Origin of the sequence: Sphingobium sp. B10D7B (assembly GCF_025961955.1) — a bacterium.
Lineage (GTDB): Bacteria > Pseudomonadota > Alphaproteobacteria > Sphingomonadales > Sphingomonadaceae > Sphingobium.
Map to the genome: position 1 here is coordinate 844,118 of NZ_JAOQOQ010000001.1, position 21,592 is coordinate 865,709.

The window sequence follows — 21,592 nt, forward strand, 5'->3', positions numbered from 1 at the left end:
CCCCCGCGAGAAGGGGAGGGACAGCAGCGGTTCTGGCTTTGCGCCGAGCCGATGTTGACCGGGCAACCGGTCTAACCTCCCGCTGTCGTCGCCAGTAAGGAGCATCCGCAAATGGCCAAGCGCAGCTTTGCCGCCCTTCACCGTCAACGCGTCGCTGCCCAGCTGGCGGCCGAGGAGAGCCAAGCGGACGCCAGTCCCTCGGCGCAGCCGGTCAGCCTCAGTCCGCCCCCGAATTTTACGGCAGGCCTGCCTGCCGCGACGCCGGCCGCGAAGGGCAAGCCCAGCCTGGCCGCAGTCCACCGCCAGATGGTTCTCGCGGCCCAGGCGGCGAACAAGGCGCCGGTGGGCCTCGCCGCCGCGCGCCCGACCGATGGCCCCGCCGCCACCGAATATGAGCTGCTGCTCGCCGCGCTCGGCACGGACATCGCGAGCCTTCGCGCGATCCAGTCGGTCGAGGCAAAGATCGCCAAAAAGGCCGAGTTGATCGACGTCTATGATGCGCATGTCGATGCAACGCTGCTCGCTGCCACGGAAACCGGCCAGGCTCTGCAGGATGAGATCGTCGCGACCATGATGATCTGGCGCCTCGACATCGGCGATTTCGCGCGCGGCCTCGATCTCGCTGAGCATGTGCTGCACTTCGATCTGGCTCTGCCGCAGAACATCGTCCGCACGGCGCCGACGCTGATCGCCGAGGAAGTGGCAGAGGCGGCGCTCAAGGCCTGTCAGATCGACCAGCCCTTTGACCTCGATGTCGTGAATCGCACCATCGATCTCACGTCCGAGAAGGACATGCCCGATCAGGTCCGCGCCAAGCTCTACAAGGCGCGGGGCAAGCTGCTGCTGCGCGAGGCCGAGGCGGCAAAGGACAATGCAACCGCGCCGGCCGGCGCCGAGCAGCACGCTATGGCGAGCGCGCTTGCGGCCTTCCAGCGGGCGCTCGGGCTGCATGATAATTGCGGCGTGAAAAAGGATATCGAGCGGCTGACCGCAAAGGTCCAGACCGCCAAGGAATGAGCTTGCGCCCCGGCGCCGGGGGGCGGTGAAGAACCAGGCGAGGCCACGCGCCTCCGGTTGGTTCTGATCCCCACCCCCCGCTTGTTTTTGGACAGATCGAGCCATGAGCTTCGTGACTTCACCGCAGTCGCCGGCAACCCCCGATGATCATGTCATCGCATTCGGTGAGTTTTGGCCTGCCATCGACATCAACGCCTTTCGCAATGCCATGCGCATCGGTGGCAATCTGATCCCCGACGCGCGCGTCGTTGAAGCGCTGGTCGGCGGCCTGATCATCGTCGACGACAATCTCTCCGTCTGGCGCGATTCCCAGATCGCGGCGGGCCATGAAGCGCTGGCGCATATCCCCTCGACCGAGATCACGGTTGGGGCAGGGCAGGCGGCCGTCATCGAGCCGAGGCTTGTCCGCCTCTTCCGGCGCGCGGTCTATGCCTGGGCGACGGCCGATCTGATCGAAACGCACCGCGATGTCTCTGCCACGGCGAGCGGGGTGAAGGATGCCAATCAGGTCGAGCTGACGCCCGACGATCATCGCCGCAACGGCACCCACGCCATTCGCGCGATCCTCGGCACCTCGCGCACCGCCGTGGAACTGATCTGATGAGCGTGATGACAGCCCGCGCGTTGCAGGCCGAGACGCTGGACGCGCTGGTCTGGCGTGTCCTCGGCAAAGGGTCCGGCACCGTGGAGCAGGTGCTGGAAGCGAATCGGGATGTCGCCGGCGCCGGCACTTTGCTGGCCGAGGGGCAGGAAATCATTCTTCCGATCCTCACGCGCGAGTCCGCACCGGATCGCGATATCATCCAGCTTTGGGACTGAGCCATGTCGAAAGCCGACGCCCTGCGCGCCTTCATGATCGAGCAACTGCCCGAGCTGAAGCGCAATCCCGACGCCCTGCTGATCTACCTCACCGGCGGGCGCCTGGTCGCGCGCTATCATCCCGAAAATCTCGGCTTCGAGTATCGCGCGCGGCTCTCCATCGACGTGCTGGGCTTCCCCGGCGAGCCGGCGCAGTTCTTCCTGCCGCTGATCCTCTGGCTTCGCCGCCACGAGCCTGCCGCCCTGCAAAACCACGAGATTGCGGAACAGCAGATCGCCTTCGAGGTTGATATCCTCGACAATGGTCGCGTCGATATCTCGGTTTCGCTGCCGAGCGTGGAGGCGGTCGATGTGCTGCCGCAGCCCGGCGGCGGGTACAGAATGACGCTGCGCGAAGAGCCGCCGGCCGACGACATGCCGCTGTCCGACCCGGCCGCGCTGCTCAAACGCATCTTCGACCAGAGCGGCGCGCTCATCGTCGGCACCCCGGCGCCCTGATGGCTGACATCGGCGCCCATGACCTGGGCGAGCTGGAGAGCTTCGCAGGCGCGATCCTGCAGTCGTTGCGGCCCGCCGAACGGCGCTCGCTCTTTCGCAAGGTCGCCCGCACGTTGCGAACGAGCCAGCAGCGCCGCATCGGCGCGCAACGCAACCCTGATGGATCCCGCTTCGAAGCTCGCAAGCGCCCCAAAGACCCCGTGCCCGGCGCCTATGCCGTCAAATTCCTGTATCCCGAGGGCGGGAGCGGCAAGCCGCGCGTGGTGCTGATGCACTGCTGGGCGCGCCAAGGTCCGCTCATGACCGGCTTCGACGTGCGGGCCGGCGGGATCCGCAGCTTTGAATATGGCAAGGTCATCCGCTGGTTGCCCGTGCCGGACGGGGAGCAGAACGCGGGTGCAGGCAAGATGCGGCGTCCCTCAATCCGGCAGCGGGCTATGTTCCGCAAGATCCGACGCAGCGGCCTTATGAATGCCAGCGCCAGCGCACAGGAAGCCTGGGTTAGCTTCGCTGGCCGCGTCGCGGCTGTCGCGCGCATTCACCAGCTCGGCCTGTTCGACAAGCCATCGGCGCAGGGGCCGGAGGTGAAATATGCTGTGCGGCAGTTGTTCGGGTTTACCGCCGCTGATCGGTCAGAGATCCTCGATGCGGTTATTGCGCATGTAATGGAAGCTTCCGATCAAGACTGAAGCCAATGCAAGCGATTGATCCTGTTTTGAACAGGGCGGCCGTTCGCCCCGTAGCTCTGCGACATTCGGTGCCGCCATACACGGACGTTCCTATCTCTTAGCATTCCCCGTTTGCTAAGAACCGAACCACCAGACAAATCTTGACGGGAATTTTTGGAAGCCGCTGTAGGAACAGCACGCTAGTATATACTGGCACTGGCGTCCGAGTTCGATGCGTCAGTCGCCGGCTGACTACAAGGCCGCTGAGAAGGGCATATGGTAGGAAAAAAACGAGTTGACCGGAATAAGGCGGCGGAAAACAATTGCCGGCACGGCGCCAATTCTGAATTGTAAATCGTTGTGTTCAGTTGACCCGCACATTTAAGTCAATGCAAACGCTCTTTCCGATAAGGTTGGCATCGATTCCCAAGTGTGGATTGGATCTTCTGGCGGGGGTGAAATGGATAAGGTTAAGGCGGCAGTCTGGGAAAAGACGTTGGCCGGCACGGCGGTAGCTGGATGCACAGTCGAGAATTTGATCGATTTTGGTAAGTCAGCGGCAGTTTTTCGTGCAAGTCGCGGTGGCGAGACTGTCGCACTGAAGATATTTGATGACGAGCTAATTGAGCGATACGGAGATAAAACCCAACTGGCGCGCATCGATCGCGAGCTAACACTCGTGGGTAAAAGCCATCCGAATATGGTCGAAATCCTCGACGGAGGGTTCGACGCGCAGACGGGCAACCATTTCATCGTCATGCGGTATCTTCCCGGCCCCAGTCTAGAGAAATGTCTGCCGGAAATTCCCGAAGCGAACGTCGCTGGATTGATCGAGCAACTCGCTTCCGTCTGTGAATATCTCGAATCCTTATCGCTTGTGCATCGGGACATTAAACCTGCGAATATAGTTGTCTTGGATGACTTCAGTCGGCTGGTTTTATTGGATTTTGGTGTGCTCAAGCCCGTCGGTGAAATCGGAGTGACAGATGCCAATGGGATCCAGTCTTTCGTCGGCACACTGCAATATAGCTCGCCTGAATTCCTTTTAAGGAATGAGGAAGATACGATTGAGGGCTGGCGCGCACTATCGATTTACCAGATCGGCGGAGTGCTCCACGATCTAATTATGCGTAAACCATTGTTCGAGGATTACACCAATCCTTATGCCCGACTGGTAATGGCCGTACAGAATGACATGCCCTCAATCGGCAGCACAACGCTCCCGTCCTACTTAGTTGAGGCTTGCAAGGCATCACTTGTCAAGAACCCGCTTACCCGGATCGAGTTGGTTGACTGGCAATCATTCAGTCCGCCGGTAAAGACTAGCGCCGGCGCTGCGGCACGTGAGCGTGTCACCCGCCGGTCAGTCGTGAATCAGGCGACCGCGATCGTCGAGGCTCCGAGTGCTACCGCAACACCCGACTTAGTTGATGTAGTGATCGATCTCATAAAGGTTGAGGCGCGACGCATACGCAACGCCAATACCGCAGCGTTCCCGCCTCTGACTGTTGCCAGACAACCTCGGGCGGGTCGAACCGTAACGATCGCGCTCCGCAAGGCTCCTCAACAGGGCCTCCCGGATGGGCTGACGATTGCGCTGGATGTTGAAGTCGTCGACGAGGCAGCTCAGGCGATATCCCTTTCGGTTGTGGCGTGGCGGGGTGACAGCGCACAAAGGCCCGCGAAGTCGAGCAATGCAGGCACTTTTATGGGCGTCTTTGTCCCCGCCACGGTGTCAGGACTTTTGGAGAATGTAATGTATATGGCGGTCGATCAAGCGCAGACGGTAAATGCTGATTGCGAACTAAACCTTTGCGGCGTGGAGGCGGCCTAAAATGCAAGCATCATGGTGGACTGATCCGAAGGATCTCGATCCTGACCAGCGCAAGGTTGTTGTCTTGACGACTAATAAAAATCATTTGGTGATTGGACCGCCGGGTTGTGGAAAAACGAATCTATTACTTCTCAGAGCCACATATTTATTTCGCCAAGGCGTTACCAACATCATAGTGCTGAGCTTCGGTAGAGTGCTGCGTGAGTTCCTGGCAACCGGTTCCGCGCATTATCCCTTCGCAAGTGACAAGGTACAGACCTATGTCCGCTGGGGTGCGGAATTGCTGCGAGCGAACGGAATAAAGTTTGACGAGTCGGAAGATTTCGACACCACGCGCGTGAAGCTTTACGACGCGTTACTGGCCCTTGCTGACCAAGGGCTGCGAGAGAATGTTCACGACGTGATCCTTATTGACGAGGCGCAAGATTACTCCGCCGACGAGATTGCCCTGATCGCTCGTTTTGGCGATCGAATCTTCGCCGTGGGAGACAAGGATCAGCGGATTTCTGACAAGACGGGTGCGCTCGATAAGCTCGTATTGCTTGGCACTAACCGAGAGGTTCTAAGCACGCATTATCGTAATGGACTAAAAGTCTGCAGAGTGGCCGATGGGGTCAAAAACCTAATCGACGACCCAGCCGGATTGGAGGCGACCTCCAATTACGACGAGACGCGCTACCCGTCGACAGTCGACGTGTTTCCGGGCCTCACGATCGAACAACAGGTGGCCGAGGCCATCCCGCGAATCCAGACCCAGTTGCAGGCATACCCCGGCGAGATGATCGGCATATTTTGTCCGCGCGTGGGTGATCTCGATGCAGTCCGAACGATGTTGGAAGCCTCTCCGATCTCGCACGAGTTACACGTTCAGAGAGCAGGCGCATATTCATCCTTCTCGCCTGATCGCCTCGTAGTGCTATCGACTGTGATGGGCGCCAAGGGACTGGAGTTTCGGTGTGTGCATATGCTCGCATCAGACAAGCTAAAGCGCTTTCCGTCTCAGCGGAACCTGACTTATACGGCTGTGACGCGGACCAAGACGTCGCTATCAATCTATCATGAGGACAATCTGTCCGGTTATTTCGAAAAGGGCCTTTCGGCGTGTCGATCCGTCAAACTCGCCCCTCCGACCCTCGACGAGTTATTCCTGTGAGGGAGTTTGCCACCGCTACTCTCTCTCGCCAAGAATTTCTTGATTGGCTCGGCGGAGATCGAACCGATCTGACGGGTACGCCATACCAAATGGTGGAACCTAGCCGCCGGGACCGGCAAGTCGTGCTGCTTTACAGGCCGATTTCGCAAAGCGCACTAGACCAGCCAATTGTTGCCATCCCTATCGAAGAAATATCCGAGTTCTTCGCGTTCATGGCGACCTATGTTGCGAGCTACAAGCCGTTTTCTGCATTTCATCGCGTCATGCCTTTAGAACTAGTTGAGGAGTTTGAAAACCGGCGACCGCTTGAGGCCGAGATGATTGGATCGGTTGCAAAATTGGTTGCGGGCGGAGTTGTCGCCGAACATTTCTTGCGGGAGCGGTCGCGTGTCGACCTAGCTGGCTCTGTGCTGAGCACCGCGAAATCCACGCTTTCGGCCACGCTCGGATCGGCAGTTATTGCTGGATATGAGCAGATCGTCATTGCTTGGATTTCCGATCAGTGGGCTTCAGTGAATCGGAGGGACAGAGCAATCTTTGGATCGGCAGCGACGACGGACATACTGGCGATATGGAACCTGCTCTTTTCGGCTATCCGTGATGAAGCCAGTCCCTCAGTCTATCACGGCAGTCCGGCGGCTCAAGCGGTCTCGATCTTCCTTAGAACTGCTATGGAAACCGGCGTAACGCCCGACATTTTGAGTGGTCTGCGTGTGGTCAGCCGAGGCGAGATAGAGCCGGAAAAGTTGCTCACGGCATCACGAGAAGACCGAATTCGGTCGTTTAACAGATTTGTCGCTGGGATGAACGAACGCTCTGCGGTTGGCCTGGAAGAGCCTTTCATGGCGGGATTGCTGTTAGCGATCGTCGGCAACGGCTCATTCGACATGTTGCGCTCTGCGCGCGAACTCGCGGAACGGTCGCCAGTATCGATCATCTGGTTTGGCATCTGCGCGGCGTTGTTTGAGGAAAGTAACATTCTTACTACGGCTAATTGCTTGGGGCGCCGTCTTGTGCGCGATTTATGCAGTACCGCCGATCCATTCGGCCCACCGCGCGCAGATCTCAGCTTGTTCGAGTATCGGGCGATGACGCGCGAACCTGAGGCGCTCGCACAAATGGTCACCGGAAACGCGGATGCATTGCGCATCGAGATTCTTCCCGGTGTTGACACATACGTCGCGCGCGGTTCGATCGACCGCGAGCGCAGACTGAATGAAGATTACAACCTGATGGCCGACAGCTTTCGGGAGATCCGCTTAGTCGTCGATCGGGTTACGCGGCGGATGGACCTCACCAGCGATTACCGGCAGCGCGATCTCTACGTTGACGATGCAAAGCCTCGACGACGGCGGTAGCGCGCTCGCGCTCAATCGTCTAAAGATGGCACGATCGCGGCAGAACCGAACTGGGTCATTCTCTCCGTGCAACGCTGACATTGCCGTCAGCTGTTCACGTCTTTGGCGAGCCGTGAACGGAAGAAATTGCCGGACAATAGCCGTCTCACAAAACTGTTGAATTCACCCACTGCACCTGTCCGCTCTCACCTCGGCCGCGCCGCATTCAACATCGCCTCACAATTTCGCACGATCGCCAACATCGTCGCCAGGCGTTCCTGCACGATCTCCTGCCTCCCATCCGCCGCGACATAGGCCGAGGCCCACGGTGCCACCAAAGCAACGCCCATGCTGTCGGTGAAGGGCTTGCCCAGCCACGCGCTGTAATCCGGCGTGATCGGCACGGGAGCGGCCGCCACAGGCTCATCATAGGCTTTAGGGATGAGGTCGCCACAGCGCGCAGGCGGGGTCTCCACGATGGGATGGCTTCGCACACAGCCGATCAAGCACATGGTCGCGAATATCATTGACGGTCTGCGCATTGGAAATCTCCCCTTGCGTCTGTGCGATGGCGGTCTCGATGGCGCGCTCTGTCGCCGCCTGGTTGCCGATCTGATTGATGGCGGCCTCCGCGGCGTCGGCGATGGCCTCGGCCGACCGCGTCGTCTGCTGCGCCTGCGCGGCCGTCCGGTCTTTCCCGCCCGTGCATTTGGCTATGGTGAGCGTCGCCAGCACCGCGACCATCACGATCAGCGCGAGCTGCACCAGGCGCGAGCCGGCGAGCATGTCGCGCGCCTTCGCCAGAAGCGCGCTCACGACCGGCATTCCCTGAAATCGACATTGCCGATCCGGTTGATCGTCCAGCCCGGCATGAAGTCCTCATAGGCATTGTCGTTGGAGGCCAAGCGCAGATAGTGGGCGGCCTGTTGGGCATCGAGGAGCTTCACCACCATTTCGCATGCCGCTGCCGCACCGCGCCGGCGCTGGAGGTTACGATAGGCGGCGATCGTGCTCGGCCCGACTTGCCCGTCGACCGCGATGTTAGGATAGTCAGCGCCGCGTCGATTCAACGAATTTAGCGCCGTCTGCAGCCATCGCGAGGGCTGTGCCGGCCCCGCGTTCACGCCACTGTCGATGATCTCTTCGGCGACCGGCCGGGACAGCTCCACCAACGGCGCGAAGCCCGGCTTTACGATGTAATCGACATGGTAGATGCGGGCCGCCTCGTCCTGCGGCAGCGCCTGCATATCGCCCTGATAGCCATGCTTGCGGGCGACCTGTTCCGTCACGCCATGGTTGGTCGCGCCCCCCGGATCGGACGGATGGTCGACAAATCCGCCCTCGATTGCGAAAATGCCGGAGATGATCGCCACAACGGCCGGCGTGCCCCAGCGCAGGGCCTGTTGCTGCCAGCTCATTTCGCCAAGCCCTTATAGGCGGCGAAGATCGCTCCCAGAGATGCGACCAGCCCGACGATCCACTTGAACCAGCGCAGCCAAGTTTTCGCGGCGCTCCACGCTTCCACGATCTCCTTGGTGCTCTTCGTTTCCTGCTCGACGACGACCATCCGATTGGAAAGGCCTCCCATCGTTTCGCGCATACCGCGCACTTCCCCGATCAGTTGATCGAGTTTTTCAGACAGCATCGGCGCGCTCATAAACTGTTCCACCTGTGCCATTTCGGGATTTGGCGCGACTCGGTCGCGCGTGCTGTTAGCCAACCCACCATTGTGGGAGGTGATTGATGTTGAAGCTTTTTCTGGCGGCCGCTCTGGCCGTAGTTGGCATGCCTGCGCAGGCGGTCACGTTCATCAAATACACGGCGACCGGAACGGGCATTCTTTACGAGAACGCGCCCGACTGGACGCCGGCCTATGTGACTGCGACCGCCTATTTTCCGACTGGCGAGATGGGATGTTGGCTGCGATTCCAGTGCACCGTCACTGACACGCAGATGACCTTTCTCGCCAACCCGCAAGAATTCGGCGGGCCGTCGATGTCGCTGACATTCTTTGACGGCGTCGCCGCGCCTCGCACCACCTCGGACGACTTTGTCAGGGGTAGCGTGACCTGGATCTACGGCCAGGCGCAACTGACGGGCCTGACGATCGAAACTGTCGACATCGCCGATCCGTATCTCGCCTCGGGCTGGGTCTCGGTCGAGGCGCAGCGGCAAGCTGTGCCTGAGCCTTCCACATGGGCCATGATGATTGCCGGCTTTGGCTTGCTCGGTGCCTCGCTTCGTCGTCATACGGCACCGAAGTGGTTGAGCAACGCTAGGTAACGCTGTTCGTCGGCGTCATTGTTATTGAGAGGGCCGGGCAGACTGTACTGGCGCATCCCGAACCACTGCATCTGCTCGATCCAGCTATTGTAAGTGACCTTCTCGACGTCGGCGAAGTAGCACATGACGCCGCCCACTTCGTTGCGGAGCCGTCCGTTGAAGATGGCGGCTTCAGCCTTGTCTTCGCGGCTCGCAAGGACAGCGGAGACCGCTGCCTTCAAGCCTGCCTGTTGGGCACTCGGCACCTTGATAAAGGTGTTGTGATCAAAGCCCTCGTACAGGAAGCCCATCTTGGGGCAGAGTTCGGCCGGCACGCCCTCGGCGAGCATGATGCGACGCGTGCCGTGCTTCAGGAGTTTCAGCTTGTCGACCGTTGTGGCCGCCGTGGTACGGAAGCGGCTGTGGAAGTTGGTCTTGAAGTTGGCGAAGTTAGACGTGTGCTGCTGTGCCCACGCGGTCGTCGTGTAGTCTTGAGCTTCGCCGGCATAGAAGGACGGCGAGAAGTAGTCGATGCCCTGCCAGCTTTCGTTCCAGAGTAGGTAGCTTGCCACCTGGTTAGGCTGATCACCAAGGAACGTACCAAGGACGCTGGTGAAGCGGTCCCCTAAGATTTCGCGGCCGAGGTTTCCGAGCCGCATCTGCTGATAGCTCTGCTCGCGGCGAGCCGAAGTATTGATCGCGTCAAACAACCCCAACGTCTGGAAGTTGGCGTCGCTGGCCTCCCACACGTCGGTCCCCACCGGAACGGGCGACAACGCGACCACTTTTTTGACCACGGCCTGATAGTTACTCGATCCGCACAGGATGACTTCGCCGGGGTTGAATACCCGTCGGGTCTTACCGGGCGTCACGGTGCCATTCTCGTCCTTGCCGCCAGAGATGACGCCCCCGGTGGGGTTCCAGTCGGTGTAAACCTCAAGCGTGATCGATCCGCCAGACGGCACCGCGACGCCCGGAAGGAAGCCGCGATTGGCGCCGGCGACCGCCATCGTCCACCATTGCTTGTTGTAGGTGCTGTAATTCCAGACCTCGTTGGCGACCTCGCCGGCTGAACGAGAATAAATGGGAGCGTGGGCGAGGAAGTATGTGAGGTCGTTGGCGACCTTGGTCTCAAGGTGGTTGGCGACCTCGTCATAGGGGAAGGTCCAGAAGAGACTGCCCTTCGTCTGCTTACAAACGGAGACGCCGAATTCTTTGGAGCCCGCGAAATACGGTAGCTTGGGGTCGACAGCCTCGGCCATCGTGACCTTCATGTTACGCCACCACATGTTGCCCGCGACGCCGCCGAAGTTGTCGCTATGCCAAATGGCAGCGACCTGCGGCGTCATGAGTTCAGATGGGTCGTGCTCCTCTCCCTGAGGAAGAACAGGCAGCACCGACAGTTGAAAGCCTTCTGGCGGAACCGTCACATTCGCAAAGCGCAAAGTTATGTTGGAGGCCGCTGTTGCGCTGGTCTGCGTGAGACGAGCACCTCTAGAGGTAACATTGGATACCGTTACGTTTTCAGGTGTCCATGTAGTCGAGATGGTTGAATCCGCATTGGTCGTAAGGTTCCAGGCACCAAAGCGCCCACCCGGGCCGGCACCCTCCCAGATAATGGCACAGATTGAATACCCTGCAGGCGGCTGAACTGCCGGCCAACCATCGGCATTACGGTCCTCATCGGGAATGTAAGAATGCGTGCCATTTGACGTATGGATATAGCGCCAGGAGACGACCCGCCCACGATCTTTGACGATGTCGACAGGGTTACTTGCACTTGTCGGAGAAGAATTGACGCCGAAGACATGAGGCTCGATTGCCTCAAATACCGGCATGACCGGAGCCTCGGCAAAGATGCCATCATTCGGCGCATCTACAGGGGCGATATAGGCGCCGTATGGCGGAAGCAGGTCGAATGGCATCGTGACCGAATATGCGCCGGCGGACGGAATGAAGGGGAAGGGGCCGCTCACGACACGCCCATATTCATCCACACCCCATGCGTTGTGCTGCCCGGTGTTTGTCGTCGTGCCGGTGACCACGACGGCCGGCGGGGCGGAGGCCGATGGCTCCGGGACATTCATCGAGCCGACATTGACGGCGCGATTATCCCAAGCTGAAACTTGCAGTTCGTGGATCAGGCGTTGCGGCCACGAGGGATTGGACACCCCCAATTCTGTCGTCATGGCGATGCCGACGTTTGTCCCCGGAAGCAGCGTACCTCCAGTTGCGTTCAGGTTGATGCCATTGCCGCCTGGATCGACACGAACGCCCCCCCGCGAGATTTTCAGGTAAGGGGTGTCGCTGATCCAGTTCAGCTCGATCTCGAACCATGTGGCTTCCAGATTGCTTCCGCCGATGGTCGGGATGTAGCTCCACTCCATCTGATTATTGGCGCGCTTGTTGATGCCAATATTGCCCGTCGAGATGGAAACGTTCACCCAGTTGCGGTCGTCGGGAGTAGCGGCCAGCAGGAACCCGCGCTGGGATGAACTGCCGTCGTTGCCGTTAGCGGGATCAGACTTGAACTGCGGGCGGAACCGGATCTTCTGATTGACCTTACCCACATTGCGAAGAGGGAAGGTGCCTGCGGAGGATGTTCGCGTAAGCGCGACCCCGTCCGTGACGAATTGCGCAGGCGACGTCCAGCCTAGGGCACTAAGGGGCGTGCCGCTGGGCGCGTCGGCAAAGTCCAGATATTGGTTGAGGTCGGAGACGATCTTGAAAACGACCGCTGACTTCGTGGCGGGTTGGCCCTCCACTTCTGCGGTGACGCCTTCAGAAGTTGAGGCGGCGGCCAGCGTAGCGGCAGAGGTTGTCGAGAGGGTGGTGCCGCCACGGGTCTTGTAGACGTAGGTAGCGCCGGGAAACGCGCTGGCATTAGCGACTTCCCATCGGGTGTCGGCAGTGTTGTAGCGCAGGTCCACCCGGTCGATCTGGACCGCTTCCTGGACCGCCATCGTGAACGCATCAGTTCGAGATGTCGGGTTTGTGCCCGCGTTGGCGGTTGCGATCTGGAATGAAAGCGACGCCGTCTCCGCATGAGCGATAGGCGTCAATCCGGCGACGATCTTGCTACCGCTTGCAATCGCGAGGCGCCCGCCGGCGTCATCGGCCAGACTGTAACTGTTCCCTGACTGCCCGGTGATGGTCGCGATCTCGGCGCCTGGCGCCAGAGCTTCGACAACGGTGAGGGGGGACACGGTCGGGGCATCCAGCGCGGGGGTCGGCGTTGGCGTCGGCGTGGGGGCGACAGCAGTCAACGAGGCGGACCACGGCTTGCGGCACCCATCTGCCCCGAAGGCATAGCCTCCAATTTCCTGTGTTTCGTCCACCGCGATCGGGAGCGACGCCACGATCGCGCCGGTCGAGGCGCCGCCGGAGAGAACGGTAAGATTGGCCGGCCCGGTCGTCTTCGTGAAGGTGACAGGAGACAGCAGCCCCATCATAGGCAGGGTGAACACGACGCCTGCCTTGGACGGCACTTTCGCCGTGAAGGGCTTGGGTGCGCGTGTCAGGTTCGCGCGCGAGCCGCCACCAAAGCCGCCCAGCATCACGCGGCCCTCTTGATCGCGATGCGCTCGCCCTTTCGGACGTAGCGCTGATCGGTCGTGCCATCGAGCCACAACTCGCCGGTGTCGGCATCGGCATCCTTTGCGATGCGCACCTGCGCGTCGCCGCCCACGATGACGATGCGGCAGAGGCACGGGCCATCAAACGCCTCGGTCTCGGCCTGCTCGCCGTCTGCAAGGTCAAGGGCGATTCCGTCGCCGTCCTGATGGCCAAGCACGGACAGCGCCTGGCCGGAAGAAAGCCGCTGCCAGTTCAGCGAATTGGTGCTGTAACGGGTGATGTAGGCCTTCGCCATTGATGCACGCCCCTATGAGATCGGTCTGCAGCAACCTTCGGTCGGGCGGGGCGCGGGCGCCATTTGGGCCGATTGTGAGAACGGTCCTCACAAGAGCGCGCGGGTGCAAAGATGTGAGCGCTGGGCATTGCTCCGACCATGACGGACGCGACCTTCTCAGCCATCGACCTATCGCGCCTGCCGGCGCCCGCCGTGGTCGAGCAGCTCAGCTATGAGGCGATCTTTGGCGCGATGACCGCCTCGCTACTGGCCGTGATGCCGGACTTCGACGCCAGCCTTGAGAGCGACCCGGCGGTGAAGATCCTGCAGATCGCGGCCTATCGCGAATTGCTGATCCGCCAGCATGTCAACGACGCTGCCCGCGCGGTCATGGTAGCCTATGCCAAGGGATCGGACCTCGATCATCTCGGCGCCCTGTTCGGGGTTCCGCGACTGGAGCTGGTGCCGGCGGATTCCGAGGCGGACACGCCGGCCGTGATGGAAGACGATGAGGATTTCCGCCGGCGCATCATCCTCGCGCCTGAGGCGATGTCGGTGGCCGGGCCGAGCGGTGCGTACATTGCCCATGCGCTAAGCGCTGATGGGGATGTCCTTGACGCCTCGGCCGCGTCGCCTGCGCCCGCCGAAGTGACCGTCTATGTGCTCTCGCGCGTCGGCGATGGCACGGCGGCGCCCGAGCTGCTCGCGGCCGTCACGGCGGCGCTCTCCGATGAGACGGTGCGGCCGGTGGCCGACCGGGTGACCGTGCAATCGGCCAGCATCGTCCAATATGCCGTGCAGGCGACGATCAAGACCTATGCGGGGCCGGACCCTGTCGTCGTGCTGGCCGAAGCGCAGGCCCGGGTCGAGGCTTATGTTCAGTCCCACAAGCGCCTTGGCTTCGATGTGACGCGCTCGGGCCTGTTCGCAGCCCTTCATGTGGCGGGGGTCCAGAATGTGGTGCTGGTCGAGCCGGCGGCCGATATCGTCATCGATCCGAGCGAGGCCGCGCACTGCACCGGCATCGCCCTCACCAATGGCGGCACGGACGAATGAGCCTGCTGCCACCCAATGCCTCGGCGCTGGAGCTGGGCCTCGAAGCAGCGGTGACAGGGCAGGCCTTGCCGGTGCCGTTGCGCGCGCTCTGGTCGCCGCAGAGCTGCCCGGAGGCGTTGCTGCCATGGCTCGCCTGGGCGCTCTCGGTCGATGAGTGGGATGCGAGCTGGCCGGTCTCCGTGCGGCGGCAGGTGATCGCCAGCGCGATTGCCGTGCATCGCCGCAAAGGCACGCTCGCGGCCGTGCGTGCCGCCGTCGCGGCGCTGGGTGGTTCCATTTCCATCCGCGAATGGTGGGAAACGGAACCGATGGGCGAGCCGGGCACATTCTCGCTCATCCTCGCCCTTTCCGAGGTGAACGGTGCGGCCCCAGGCGCGGCCTATGTCGATGCCACGATCAGGCAGGTCGAGCGCGCCAAGCCGCTGAGCCGCCCCTTCGATTTCACGCTCGCCATCGCCGCCGCCGGCGCGATCGGCATCGCCCCCTATGCCCGCGCCGTGGTGTCCGCCCGGCTCGACATGGCGGCCTAAGGAGACCTGCAGCATGGCGCTTACGCTCACCGTCACCAACGCCGGCCGCGACGCAGTCGTCAATGCAGAAGGCACCGGCACGGCGCCCCTCACGATCACGCAAGTCGGCCTGTCGGCGACGGCTGTCGCGGCGGTGCCTACAGCGACGGCGCTGGCCGGCGAGTTCAAGCGGGTCGCGGCGGCGGGCGGGGGGACGGTGGCGCCCGACACGATCCACCTGATCGCGCGCGACGATAGCGCGGACGCCTTCACCATGCGCAGCTTTGCGCTCTATCTCGCCGATGGCACGCTCTTCGCGCTCTACGGGCAGGCAGGCGCGATTGTGGAGAAAACGGCCAGCTCCATCGCCTTGCTCCAGTGCGATATCAAATTTGCCGATATCGCGGCAGCAAGCCTCACCTTCGGCGATCTGGAGTTCATCAATCCCCCCGCATCCGAGACGGTGAAAGGCGTTGCCGAGATCGCCACGCAAGCCGAGACGGATGCCGGCGCGGATGATCAGCGGATCGTCACACCCAAGAAGCTCATGGCGGGCCTTGCAACCTGGGCAGCAGTCACCTTCGGCGATGTCTGGCGGGCCAGCAATGACGGGTCCGGCTCGGGCCTCGATGCCGATCTGCTCGATGGGCAGCACGGGAGCTATTACAGCAACATCCCCGCGCGTCTGGGCTACACGCCCGCGAACAAGGCCGGCGATACCTTCACGGGCGCCGTGGCCGCGCCGTCGATCGAGATCATCAGTGGCGATCTGTTTCTCAGCCGCACCAATGGGAGCACTGCCCAGATCCTGCGCCCCAACCTTGCCGGCTACAAGGGCCTGAAAATCGGCGTCTCGGGCGGCGGCAATCTCGACACGCTCGAACTGGCGAGCCTGTCCGTGACGATCCGGGGCAATATGGTCTGGCATTCGGGCAATGATGGCGCCGGCTCGGGCCTCGATGCGGATCTGCTCGATGGTCAGGACAGCAACTACTTCACCAACATCGTTGCGCGCCTGGGCTACACGCCGCTCAATGCCACGCTCTACACAGCGGCGGATATTCTGGCCAAGCTGGCAACAGTGGACGGCTCGGGATCCGGCCTCGATGCCGATCTGCTGGACGGGATCAATTCGAGCGGCTTCCTGCGCGCCAACGCGGGCGCATGGGTCTATTCGACCGATGGCATAGCGCGCTTCTACTTCGCGGATGTCACATTCATCGGCGGCGGCCCGCAGGGCTGGTCGTTTCAGTATGGCGGCGTCAATCGGGTCACGATCTCAACCGGTGGCAATATTTGGACAGCGGGGTCGATTCAGTCGACAGGCAATGTCGAGGCGAGCGATGGGAACGCCGTCAGCCGTATTGCATCCAATGGCGATATTACGACCTCCCGAGCCGGCGGCGTCGAAGGCGTGGTCTGGTTCGGGAACAGCGGCAACCGATACCTGCATTACAGCGGATCAACCTACAACCTCGTGAACGCGCCGCTCTATGTGAATGGCGGCTATGTCTGGACGTCGACCAACGATGGCGCGGGGTCCGGCCTCGATGCTGATACGCTCGATGGCAAGCATGCGAACGCCTTTCTTGAAGTGACCGCGAGCTACATCGTCGAGAATGGCGGCTATCGCGTGACGGCGGACGGCCTCAAGGAGACGTGGGGTTTCATCACGATCGGGCCGGACAGCATCGGCACCTACAACTTGCCGGTCGGCCATTCGAGCTGGGTGAACCCCGTCATTTCGGCATACTGGCCCGCTAACCAAACGGTCAGCCAGCACGCCACCGACTGGTATCAGACCCTCTACAATGGTGCCGGCCAACCCTATGCGATCCAGTTCTGGAATGCGGACGATCGCTACGTCCGCGTCCACGTCCAGACCAAGGGCGTCTGACCCCGCAATCTCGAAAGGAAGACCTCATGAAGATCAGCATTGGAGCCTTCAACGCCGCCACCAACGAGGTGCCCGTGACCCTCACGATCGACACCGCAAAATATCAGCGCAATGTGCGCGCCGTGCTGAAGGACGACGGCAGCTATGACCGCGCAGCGACCAAGGCGCGCGTCGAGGAAGTCGCTCGGGGTTATCCGGCCAAGATTGCCGCCAGGGTGGTTTCGCCGACTTAGGTCAGCGAGCATTCGGACGACAACGTCTGGGACACACTCCCCATTCCAATGATTAGCCGCGAACAGCGGGTGCGTCGGAATGCTCCCACTGCTAGTCAAAAATACAGTAGCAGAAGCCCCTTTTTCTGGCGCTGGTTGTGGACCCGTCTGCAAGGCTGACTTGCCGGTCCGGAACATGGCCGATCTATAGTGGCTTGAGCTGTGTAGAAAAGTTTCCTGCCCGGAGGGACTTCGTCAACGGCCCGCTTGGGTTGTTAAATCGTTCGCCAAAGAACGAGCGGTCAAAATACTTTGGCAACCATGGTAATCTGCTAAGAATATGGTCGCTGACAGCTTCCTGGGTAAGCTGCAAAGTGATTTGACGCAGACGATATCCGGGGCCAAAAGCCTCTTCGAGATTGGCAGGATCAACCACCTTCACGCTGGTGGGGTCGGCAAGATTGCGGAACCGCACAAGCGCAGGGTAGCCCGTCGGCTTGGCGAAGTCACCTTGTCGTTCACGGGGGTCCATAGCAATTGGACCTGCAGGTGTAGCGCCTCCGCTGATGCGTTTCGCGCTGTCAATCCAGTTGTTCTTCCACTCTGGATCAAGCACGGCCTGCGTCAGTTCCGGACGACATAGTAATGCAAAGAGTACGTTTCCATTGCCCAAATCCACTGCGACCGCTTCACCTCGCGTATGCATCCCCCGCTTCGCTGAAATATCGCCCAGATCGACATTGCTCTGACTAACAATAGTCTCTTGCACGGAATAACCGGTGCGAATGCCATCTGGTGTATCGACGGCGACGGTCATGCGGTATCTGTATTTAAAAGTGCTATTAAGCAGGTTGCACCCGGAAAGAACTAGCACACCGCTGCAAATCAGCCACTCCATCAAGTTGCGTCTCGTCGTCATACCACCTCATTTCGCACGCTTGATGACATGCGGTTGTCAGCGTTCGTTTAACTGTCTTTAAAACGGTGCTGATCGAAACAAAGCAGCAGATCAGCGCGAAAAAACGGGCTCACCGGGTCTGGCATCCGAGAACTCAATCTCGGAAACCATGTCGCGAAAAACGGTGTGACTATCAAGTCGCCTTTCCCGCAATCGAGCTACCGCTTTTGGCCCGGCTACAACCGCTTTGGTCTGGGACGGTGGTCCGCGGTCCGTATGGCGAACGGGTCGCCTGGTCGGCTGCTACCGACGCTGCGGCTCCCAACTAGACCGTCTCCGTCTCAGGTTCGAATATCCGGTCGGCCATTACCGGACGCCCGCGATCCTAGCGTTTGACGCCGCCGCTTTCGGCTCGCTTGTGAGAACCGATGCCACAAGCCCTTGCGGTGGCTCAGCATCCGCCGGCGTTGGATGCAGTCTGCCATGACGCAGACCGAAGACATGCCCGGCCTCGTTGGCGACTTGATCCGCATTGGCGTGGTCGAGGCTGTCGATCTGGCCGGCGCCACGCTCACCGCGAAGCTCGGCGATATCGTGTCGCCGGCAGTGCCCTGGCTGGAGCTGGCGGGTGGCTTCCGCACTTGGTGCCCGCCCACGGTCGGCGAGCAAATCCTTCTCCTTTGCCCTGAGGGCGACATTGCCCATGGCGTCGCCCTGCGCGGCCTCTACTCCAATGCGTTTCCGGCGCCGGCCAGCGACGGCCGGGCGCGGATCCTGATGCCGGACGGCTCGACGATAGACTATGATCCCGAGGGGCATGTTCTGGCCATCACGCTCGCCGGCGGCAAGCTAACCATCAACGCGCCCGAGGGCGTCGCGATCTCGGGTAACGTCGAGATCACCGGCAAAGTCGACGTGAACGGGACGGTCACGGCAAGCGATGATGTGGTCGGCGGGGGCAAGAGCCTCAAAGGCCACAAGCATAGCGGCGTGCAGGCCGGCAGCGCGCTCTCCGGAGCACCCGCATGAGTGGGATGGAGCGGGCTACCGGCAAGCGGATCGATGGCGCCGAGCATATCGCGCAGTCGATCCGGGACATCCTGACCACGCCCATATCCACGCGCGTCATGCGGCGCGACTATGGATCGCGGCTGTTCGAGCTGATCGACGCGCCGCTGAATGCCGTCACGCGGCAACTCATCGCAGCGGCAAGCGCTGGCGCCATCGCCCGCTGGGAACCGCGCGTGAAGCTCTCCCGCATCATCGTCGGCAGTGGCGACGCTGCCGGCAAGCTGACCCTCCTGATCGAGGGCGCCCGGCTCGATCTCCCCGGCGGCGCGCCGCTCAATCTCTCCATCGCGTTCTAGGAAAGGACGAACCATGGCCATCATTCACGGCATCAAGGTCAACGAGATCAATACCGGTGCGCGCGCTGTCGCCGCCGCCTCGACGGCAATCATCGGCCTGGTGGCCACGGCAAGCGACGCGGACGTGACGACTTTCCCGGTCAACACCCCCATTGTCGTGCCCAATGTGACGGCGGCGATCGCCAAGGCTGGCGCGGCCGGCACGCTCGCCAAGGCGCTCGATGCCATTGCCGATCAGTGCAGCCCGATCGTGGTGGTGGTGCGCGTTGAAACAGGCGTCGATGCCGAAGCGACCGAAACCAACACCAAGGCCGGGGTCGCGAAGCTGCTGCAGGCCGAGAGCACGCTGGGCGTCCGTCCGCGTATCCTTGGGGCACCCGGCCTCGATACTGCAGAGGTCATCAACGATCTGGTGACGGTGGCGCAGAAGCTGCGCGGCTTCGCCTATGCGGCGGCCAGTGGCGACGATTTGACCGAGGTGAGCGATTTCGCCGGGGATTTCGGCCAGCGCGAGCTGATGCTCATCTGGCCCGAGTTCACGGATTGGACCGGCAGCGCCGTCGCCCGCGCCCTTGGCCTGCGCGCCAAGATCGACAGCGAGACAGGCTGGCACAAGACGCTGTCCAACATGCCCATCAACGGCGTGACCGGAATCGCAACGCCGATCGATTTCGATCTGCTCGGCGGTGCGTCCTCGGCCGGCCTGCTCAATGACAAGAACGTCACGACCTTGATCCGGGCGAACGGCTTTCGCTTCTGGGGCAACCGCACCATGGCGAGCGAACCGCTCTTTGCCTTCGAGAGCGTCGTGCGCACGGCGCAGGTGCTCATGGACGAGATCGCCAATGGTCTGCTCTGGGCCATCGACAAGCCGATCACGGCCAGCCTGGTCAAGGATATCGTCGAGACGGTGAATGGGCGGTTCCGCACGCTCGTATCGCAGGGCAGGATCGTGGGCGCGCGCTGCTGGTTCGATGCCGATGCCAATCCGGCCGCCTCACTCGCCGCTGGCAGCATCACCATCGACTATGAATACACGGCCTGCGCGCCGGCTGAGGCGATCCTTCTGAACCAGCGCATCACCGATAAATTCTACGCCAGCATTGCCGACCAGCTCGGCTGATGCGCCCGATTTTCCGACCAGAAAGGACTGAGCCATGGGCCTTCCCGCCACCCTCAAGAACATGAACCAGTTCCACAACGGCACCAGCTATGTGGGGCAGATCTCCGAAGTCACCTTGCCCAGCCTTGCCCGCAAGTTCGAGGGCTATCGGGGCGGGGGCATGGATGGCGAAATCCAGATCGACCTGGGGCAGGAGCCTATCGAGTTTGAGTGGAAGGCCGGCGGCCATATCTCCTCGATCTACACGGGCTTTGCCGCCGCCACGCACGATGCCGAGCTGATCCGCTGGGTCGGCGCCTATCAGGACGATGGCACGGCCCAGATGAAGGCCGTCGAGATCGTCGTGCGCGGCCGGCATCAGTCGATCGAGCCGGGGAACGCCAAGCCCGGCACCCAGACCGAAGAGACGGTGAAGACGGCGGCCAGCTATTACAAGCTGACCGTCGATGGCACCGTGCTAGTCGAGATCGACATTCCGAACCTGATCTGCCGCGTCGGCGGCATCGACCGCCACGCCGAGCTGCGCGCCATCCTCGGCATCTGACCAGCTTCGCCCCGCCGTGAGTAATGCGGATGGCACGGCGGGGCGAAGACACTGACCATCCGCATTCAGGAGCATCCGCAATGTCCGATCAAGCCACTGCCGGCGACGGCGCTACGCCCGCCGTGCCGCACGTCATTCTCGAAAATCCCATCAAGCGCGGCGATACGGAGATCCGGCGCGTGGATCTGCGCAAGCCCAAGGCGGGCGAGCTGCGCGGAATCTCGCTGCAGGCCCTCGGCCAGAGCGACGTGCAGTCCCTCATCACTGTCATTCCGCGGATCACGATGCCGCCGCTCACCGAGCCGGAAGTGGCCAATCTTGAGGTCGAGGATCTGGCCGCATTCGGGAATGTCATCTTCGGTTTTTTTCTGACACCGGCGCAGCGCCAGCGGATCGAGGAATCGTTGGGGATCTGATGGCCGACATTGCCGCCATCTTCCATTGGACGCCCGAGCAGATGGACCCGCTCAGCCTCGAAGAGCTGGTCTATTGGCGCAACGCCGCCGTGCGGACGTGGAACCAGATGAACGCGCCGGGAAAGGGGTAAT

At 61.5% G+C, this 21,592-nt stretch carries 26 protein-coding genes; 19 read left to right on the forward strand and 7 right to left on the reverse strand.

Annotation, left to right across the window (positions count from 1 at the left end):
* The first annotated feature begins 111 nt into the window (after positions 1–111).
* The 8 genes from gpM (at position 112) to M2331_RS03915 (ending at position 7,347) form a co-directional block, all read left to right on the forward strand.
* A complete protein-coding gene (gene gpM / locus M2331_RS03880) occupies positions 112–1,017 on the forward strand; it encodes a phage terminase small subunit (protein ID WP_181559056.1) in 906 nt (301 codons plus the stop codon).
* Positions 1,018–1,120: 103 nt separating this feature from the next.
* Positions 1,121–1,618, forward strand: coding sequence for a head completion/stabilization protein (locus M2331_RS03885; RefSeq protein ID WP_181559057.1), 498 nt, complete (start codon positions 1,121–1,123; stop codon positions 1,616–1,618).
* On the forward strand, positions 1,618–1,836 hold the full coding sequence (locus tag M2331_RS03890; RefSeq protein ID WP_264592283.1) for a tail protein X: 219 nt from the start codon (positions 1,618–1,620) through the stop codon (positions 1,834–1,836). Before M2331_RS03885 ends, M2331_RS03890 begins: the two co-directional genes overlap by 1 nt.
* 3 nt (positions 1,837–1,839) lie before the next feature.
* On the forward strand, positions 1,840–2,334 hold the full coding sequence (locus tag M2331_RS03895) for a phage tail protein (RefSeq protein WP_181559058.1): 495 nt from the start codon (positions 1,840–1,842) through the stop codon (positions 2,332–2,334).
* Positions 2,334–3,023, forward strand: a complete 690-nt coding sequence (locus M2331_RS03900) for a phage virion morphogenesis protein (RefSeq protein WP_181559059.1) — start codon at positions 2,334–2,336, stop codon at positions 3,021–3,023. Before M2331_RS03895 ends, M2331_RS03900 begins: the two co-directional genes overlap by 1 nt.
* A gap of 439 nt (positions 3,024–3,462) precedes the next feature.
* Positions 3,463–4,836 carry a protein kinase domain-containing protein gene (locus M2331_RS03905; RefSeq protein ID WP_181559060.1) on the forward strand — a complete coding sequence of 458 codons (1,374 nt, stop codon included), beginning with the start codon at positions 3,463–3,465 and terminating at the stop codon, positions 4,834–4,836.
* Position 4,837: 1 nt separating this feature from the next.
* A complete protein-coding gene (locus tag M2331_RS03910) occupies positions 4,838–5,989 on the forward strand; it encodes an ATP-binding domain-containing protein (RefSeq protein WP_181559061.1) in 1,152 nt (383 codons plus the stop codon).
* Between the two features lie 89 nt (positions 5,990–6,078).
* Positions 6,079–7,347: a hypothetical protein gene (locus tag M2331_RS03915; RefSeq protein ID WP_264592284.1), complete on the forward strand. Its 1,269-nt coding sequence runs from the start codon at positions 6,079–6,081 to the stop codon at positions 7,345–7,347.
* 185 nt (positions 7,348–7,532) lie between these two features.
* Here the strand turns inward: M2331_RS03915 and M2331_RS03920 are convergent, their stop codons facing one another.
* From M2331_RS03920 to M2331_RS03935, 4 genes are read right to left on the reverse strand one after another with little or no spacing between them, the layout of a single operon-like run.
* Complete coding sequence (locus M2331_RS03920; RefSeq protein WP_181559063.1) at positions 7,533–7,745, reverse strand: hypothetical protein; 213 nt, start codon at positions 7,743–7,745, stop codon at positions 7,533–7,535.
* A gap of 16 nt (positions 7,746–7,761) precedes the next feature.
* Complete coding sequence (locus tag M2331_RS03925) at positions 7,762–8,142, reverse strand: hypothetical protein (protein WP_181559064.1); 381 nt, start codon at positions 8,140–8,142, stop codon at positions 7,762–7,764.
* Positions 8,139–8,744, reverse strand: a complete 606-nt coding sequence (locus M2331_RS03930) for a glycoside hydrolase family 108 protein (protein ID WP_181559065.1) — start codon at positions 8,742–8,744, stop codon at positions 8,139–8,141. The genes M2331_RS03925 and M2331_RS03930 overlap by 4 nt, the downstream gene beginning before the upstream one ends.
* Positions 8,741–9,004, reverse strand: coding sequence for a hypothetical protein (locus tag M2331_RS03935; protein ID WP_184117240.1), 264 nt, complete (start codon positions 9,002–9,004; stop codon positions 8,741–8,743). The genes M2331_RS03930 and M2331_RS03935 overlap by 4 nt, the downstream gene beginning before the upstream one ends.
* Positions 9,005–9,069: 65 nt before the next feature.
* Here M2331_RS03935 and M2331_RS03940 point away from each other — a divergent pair, with 65 nt between their 5' ends.
* The gene (locus M2331_RS03940; RefSeq protein WP_181559067.1) at positions 9,070–9,609 is read left to right on the forward strand and encodes a PEPxxWA-CTERM sorting domain-containing protein; all 540 of its coding nucleotides are present in this window, start codon (positions 9,070–9,072) and stop codon (positions 9,607–9,609) included.
* Here the strand turns inward: M2331_RS03940 and M2331_RS03945 are convergent.
* Together M2331_RS03945 and M2331_RS03950 are read right to left on the reverse strand one after the other, a co-directional pair.
* Positions 9,573–13,145 (reverse strand): hypothetical protein, encoded by a 3,573-nt coding sequence (locus M2331_RS03945; RefSeq protein WP_181559068.1) that lies wholly within the window; start codon positions 13,143–13,145, stop codon positions 9,573–9,575. The genes M2331_RS03940 and M2331_RS03945 overlap by 37 nt on opposite strands.
* Positions 13,145–13,459, reverse strand: coding sequence for a hypothetical protein (locus M2331_RS03950; RefSeq protein ID WP_181559069.1), 315 nt, complete (start codon positions 13,457–13,459; stop codon positions 13,145–13,147). The genes M2331_RS03945 and M2331_RS03950 overlap by 1 nt, the downstream gene beginning before the upstream one ends.
* Before the next feature lie 138 nt (positions 13,460–13,597).
* On the opposite strand from M2331_RS03950, the gene M2331_RS03955 reads away from it, so the two are divergent.
* The 4 genes from M2331_RS03955 to M2331_RS03970 are packed head-to-tail and all read left to right on the forward strand — an operon-like array spanning position 13,598 to position 17,133.
* Positions 13,598–14,494: a baseplate J/gp47 family protein gene (locus tag M2331_RS03955; RefSeq protein WP_181559070.1), complete on the forward strand. Its 897-nt coding sequence runs from the start codon at positions 13,598–13,600 to the stop codon at positions 14,492–14,494.
* Positions 14,491–15,024 carry a phage tail protein I gene (locus tag M2331_RS03960; protein ID WP_181559071.1) on the forward strand — a complete coding sequence of 178 codons (534 nt, stop codon included), beginning with the start codon at positions 14,491–14,493 and terminating at the stop codon, positions 15,022–15,024. The genes M2331_RS03955 and M2331_RS03960 overlap by 4 nt, the downstream gene beginning before the upstream one ends.
* 13 nt (positions 15,025–15,037) lie before the next feature.
* The gene (locus tag M2331_RS03965; protein WP_181559072.1) at positions 15,038–16,900 is read left to right on the forward strand and encodes a hypothetical protein; all 1,863 of its coding nucleotides are present in this window, start codon (positions 15,038–15,040) and stop codon (positions 16,898–16,900) included.
* Between the two features lie 26 nt (positions 16,901–16,926).
* A complete protein-coding gene (locus tag M2331_RS03970) occupies positions 16,927–17,133 on the forward strand; it encodes a hypothetical protein (RefSeq protein ID WP_181559073.1) in 207 nt (68 codons plus the stop codon).
* A 184-nt stretch (positions 17,134–17,317) separates the two neighbouring features.
* Here the strand turns inward: M2331_RS03970 and M2331_RS03975 are convergent, their stop codons facing one another.
* Positions 17,318–17,929: a hypothetical protein gene (locus tag M2331_RS03975; RefSeq protein ID WP_181559074.1), complete on the reverse strand. Its 612-nt coding sequence runs from the start codon at positions 17,927–17,929 to the stop codon at positions 17,318–17,320.
* Positions 17,930–18,481: 552 nt separating this feature from the next.
* Between M2331_RS03975 and M2331_RS03980 the strand changes: the two genes are divergently transcribed.
* The 6 genes from M2331_RS03980 (at position 18,482) to M2331_RS04005 (ending at position 21,591) form a co-directional block, all read left to right on the forward strand.
* Positions 18,482–19,039: a phage baseplate assembly protein V gene (locus M2331_RS03980; protein ID WP_264592285.1), complete on the forward strand. Its 558-nt coding sequence runs from the start codon at positions 18,482–18,484 to the stop codon at positions 19,037–19,039.
* Positions 19,036–19,377 (forward strand): GPW/gp25 family protein, encoded by a 342-nt coding sequence (locus M2331_RS03985; protein WP_181559076.1) that lies wholly within the window; start codon positions 19,036–19,038, stop codon positions 19,375–19,377. The genes M2331_RS03980 and M2331_RS03985 overlap by 4 nt, the downstream gene beginning before the upstream one ends.
* 13 nt (positions 19,378–19,390) lie before the next feature.
* The gene (locus M2331_RS03990) at positions 19,391–20,500 is read left to right on the forward strand and encodes a phage tail sheath subtilisin-like domain-containing protein (protein ID WP_181559077.1); all 1,110 of its coding nucleotides are present in this window, start codon (positions 19,391–19,393) and stop codon (positions 20,498–20,500) included.
* A gap of 34 nt (positions 20,501–20,534) precedes the next feature.
* Positions 20,535–21,044: a phage major tail tube protein gene (locus M2331_RS03995; RefSeq protein WP_181559078.1), complete on the forward strand. Its 510-nt coding sequence runs from the start codon at positions 20,535–20,537 to the stop codon at positions 21,042–21,044.
* A gap of 80 nt (positions 21,045–21,124) precedes the next feature.
* Positions 21,125–21,460 (forward strand): phage tail assembly protein, encoded by a 336-nt coding sequence (locus tag M2331_RS04000; protein WP_181559079.1) that lies wholly within the window; start codon positions 21,125–21,127, stop codon positions 21,458–21,460.
* Positions 21,460–21,591, forward strand: a complete 132-nt coding sequence (locus M2331_RS04005; protein WP_181559080.1) for a GpE family phage tail protein — start codon at positions 21,460–21,462, stop codon at positions 21,589–21,591. Before M2331_RS04000 ends, M2331_RS04005 begins: the two co-directional genes overlap by 1 nt.
* Position 21,592 lies beyond the last annotated feature (1 nt).

What these genes read in the sequence shown, in the direction of transcription:
- M2331_RS03985 (WP_181559076.1), top strand. Translation starts at nt 19,036, where the DNA reads ATGAGTGGGATGGAGCGGGCTACCGGCAAGCGGATCGATGGCGCCGAG.
- M2331_RS03995 (WP_181559078.1), top strand. Translation starts at nt 20,535, where the DNA reads ATGGGCCTTCCCGCCACCCTCAAGAACATGAACCAGTTCCACAACGGC.
- M2331_RS03950 (WP_181559069.1), bottom strand. Translation starts at nt 13,459, where the DNA reads ATGGCGAAGGCCTACATCACCCGTTACAGCACCAATTCGCTGAACTGG.
- M2331_RS03915 (WP_264592284.1), top strand. Translation starts at nt 6,079, where the DNA reads ATGGTGGAACCTAGCCGCCGGGACCGGCAAGTCGTGCTGCTTTACAGG.
- M2331_RS03900 (WP_181559059.1), top strand. Translation starts at nt 2,334, where the DNA reads ATGGCTGACATCGGCGCCCATGACCTGGGCGAGCTGGAGAGCTTCGCA.
- M2331_RS03990 (WP_181559077.1), top strand. Translation starts at nt 19,391, where the DNA reads ATGGCCATCATTCACGGCATCAAGGTCAACGAGATCAATACCGGTGCG.
- M2331_RS03955 (WP_181559070.1), top strand. Translation starts at nt 13,598, where the DNA reads ATGACGGACGCGACCTTCTCAGCCATCGACCTATCGCGCCTGCCGGCG.
- M2331_RS03895 (WP_181559058.1), top strand. Translation starts at nt 1,840, where the DNA reads ATGTCGAAAGCCGACGCCCTGCGCGCCTTCATGATCGAGCAACTGCCC.
- M2331_RS03940 (WP_181559067.1), top strand. Translation starts at nt 9,070, where the DNA reads ATGTTGAAGCTTTTTCTGGCGGCCGCTCTGGCCGTAGTTGGCATGCCT.
- M2331_RS03960 (WP_181559071.1), top strand. Translation starts at nt 14,491, where the DNA reads ATGAGCCTGCTGCCACCCAATGCCTCGGCGCTGGAGCTGGGCCTCGAA.
- M2331_RS04000 (WP_181559079.1), top strand. Translation starts at nt 21,125, where the DNA reads ATGTCCGATCAAGCCACTGCCGGCGACGGCGCTACGCCCGCCGTGCCG.
- M2331_RS03935 (WP_184117240.1), bottom strand. Translation starts at nt 9,004, where the DNA reads ATGGCACAGGTGGAACAGTTTATGAGCGCGCCGATGCTGTCTGAAAAA.
- M2331_RS03905 (WP_181559060.1), top strand. Translation starts at nt 3,463, where the DNA reads ATGGATAAGGTTAAGGCGGCAGTCTGGGAAAAGACGTTGGCCGGCACG.
- gpM (WP_181559056.1), top strand. Translation starts at nt 112, where the DNA reads ATGGCCAAGCGCAGCTTTGCCGCCCTTCACCGTCAACGCGTCGCTGCC.
- M2331_RS03885 (WP_181559057.1), top strand. Translation starts at nt 1,121, where the DNA reads ATGAGCTTCGTGACTTCACCGCAGTCGCCGGCAACCCCCGATGATCAT.
- M2331_RS03970 (WP_181559073.1), top strand. Translation starts at nt 16,927, where the DNA reads ATGAAGATCAGCATTGGAGCCTTCAACGCCGCCACCAACGAGGTGCCC.
- M2331_RS03975 (WP_181559074.1), bottom strand. Translation starts at nt 17,929, where the DNA reads ATGACCGTCGCCGTCGATACACCAGATGGCATTCGCACCGGTTATTCC.
- M2331_RS03980 (WP_264592285.1), top strand. Translation starts at nt 18,482, where the DNA reads ATGCAGTCTGCCATGACGCAGACCGAAGACATGCCCGGCCTCGTTGGC.
- M2331_RS03890 (WP_264592283.1), top strand. Translation starts at nt 1,618, where the DNA reads ATGAGCGTGATGACAGCCCGCGCGTTGCAGGCCGAGACGCTGGACGCG.
- M2331_RS04005 (WP_181559080.1), top strand. Translation starts at nt 21,460, where the DNA reads ATGGCCGACATTGCCGCCATCTTCCATTGGACGCCCGAGCAGATGGAC.
- M2331_RS03930 (WP_181559065.1), bottom strand. Translation starts at nt 8,744, where the DNA reads ATGAGCTGGCAGCAACAGGCCCTGCGCTGGGGCACGCCGGCCGTTGTG.
- M2331_RS03965 (WP_181559072.1), top strand. Translation starts at nt 15,038, where the DNA reads ATGGCGCTTACGCTCACCGTCACCAACGCCGGCCGCGACGCAGTCGTC.
- M2331_RS03910 (WP_181559061.1), top strand. Translation starts at nt 4,838, where the DNA reads ATGCAAGCATCATGGTGGACTGATCCGAAGGATCTCGATCCTGACCAG.
- M2331_RS03945 (WP_181559068.1), bottom strand. Translation starts at nt 13,145, where the DNA reads ATGCTGGGCGGCTTTGGTGGCGGCTCGCGCGCGAACCTGACACGCGCA.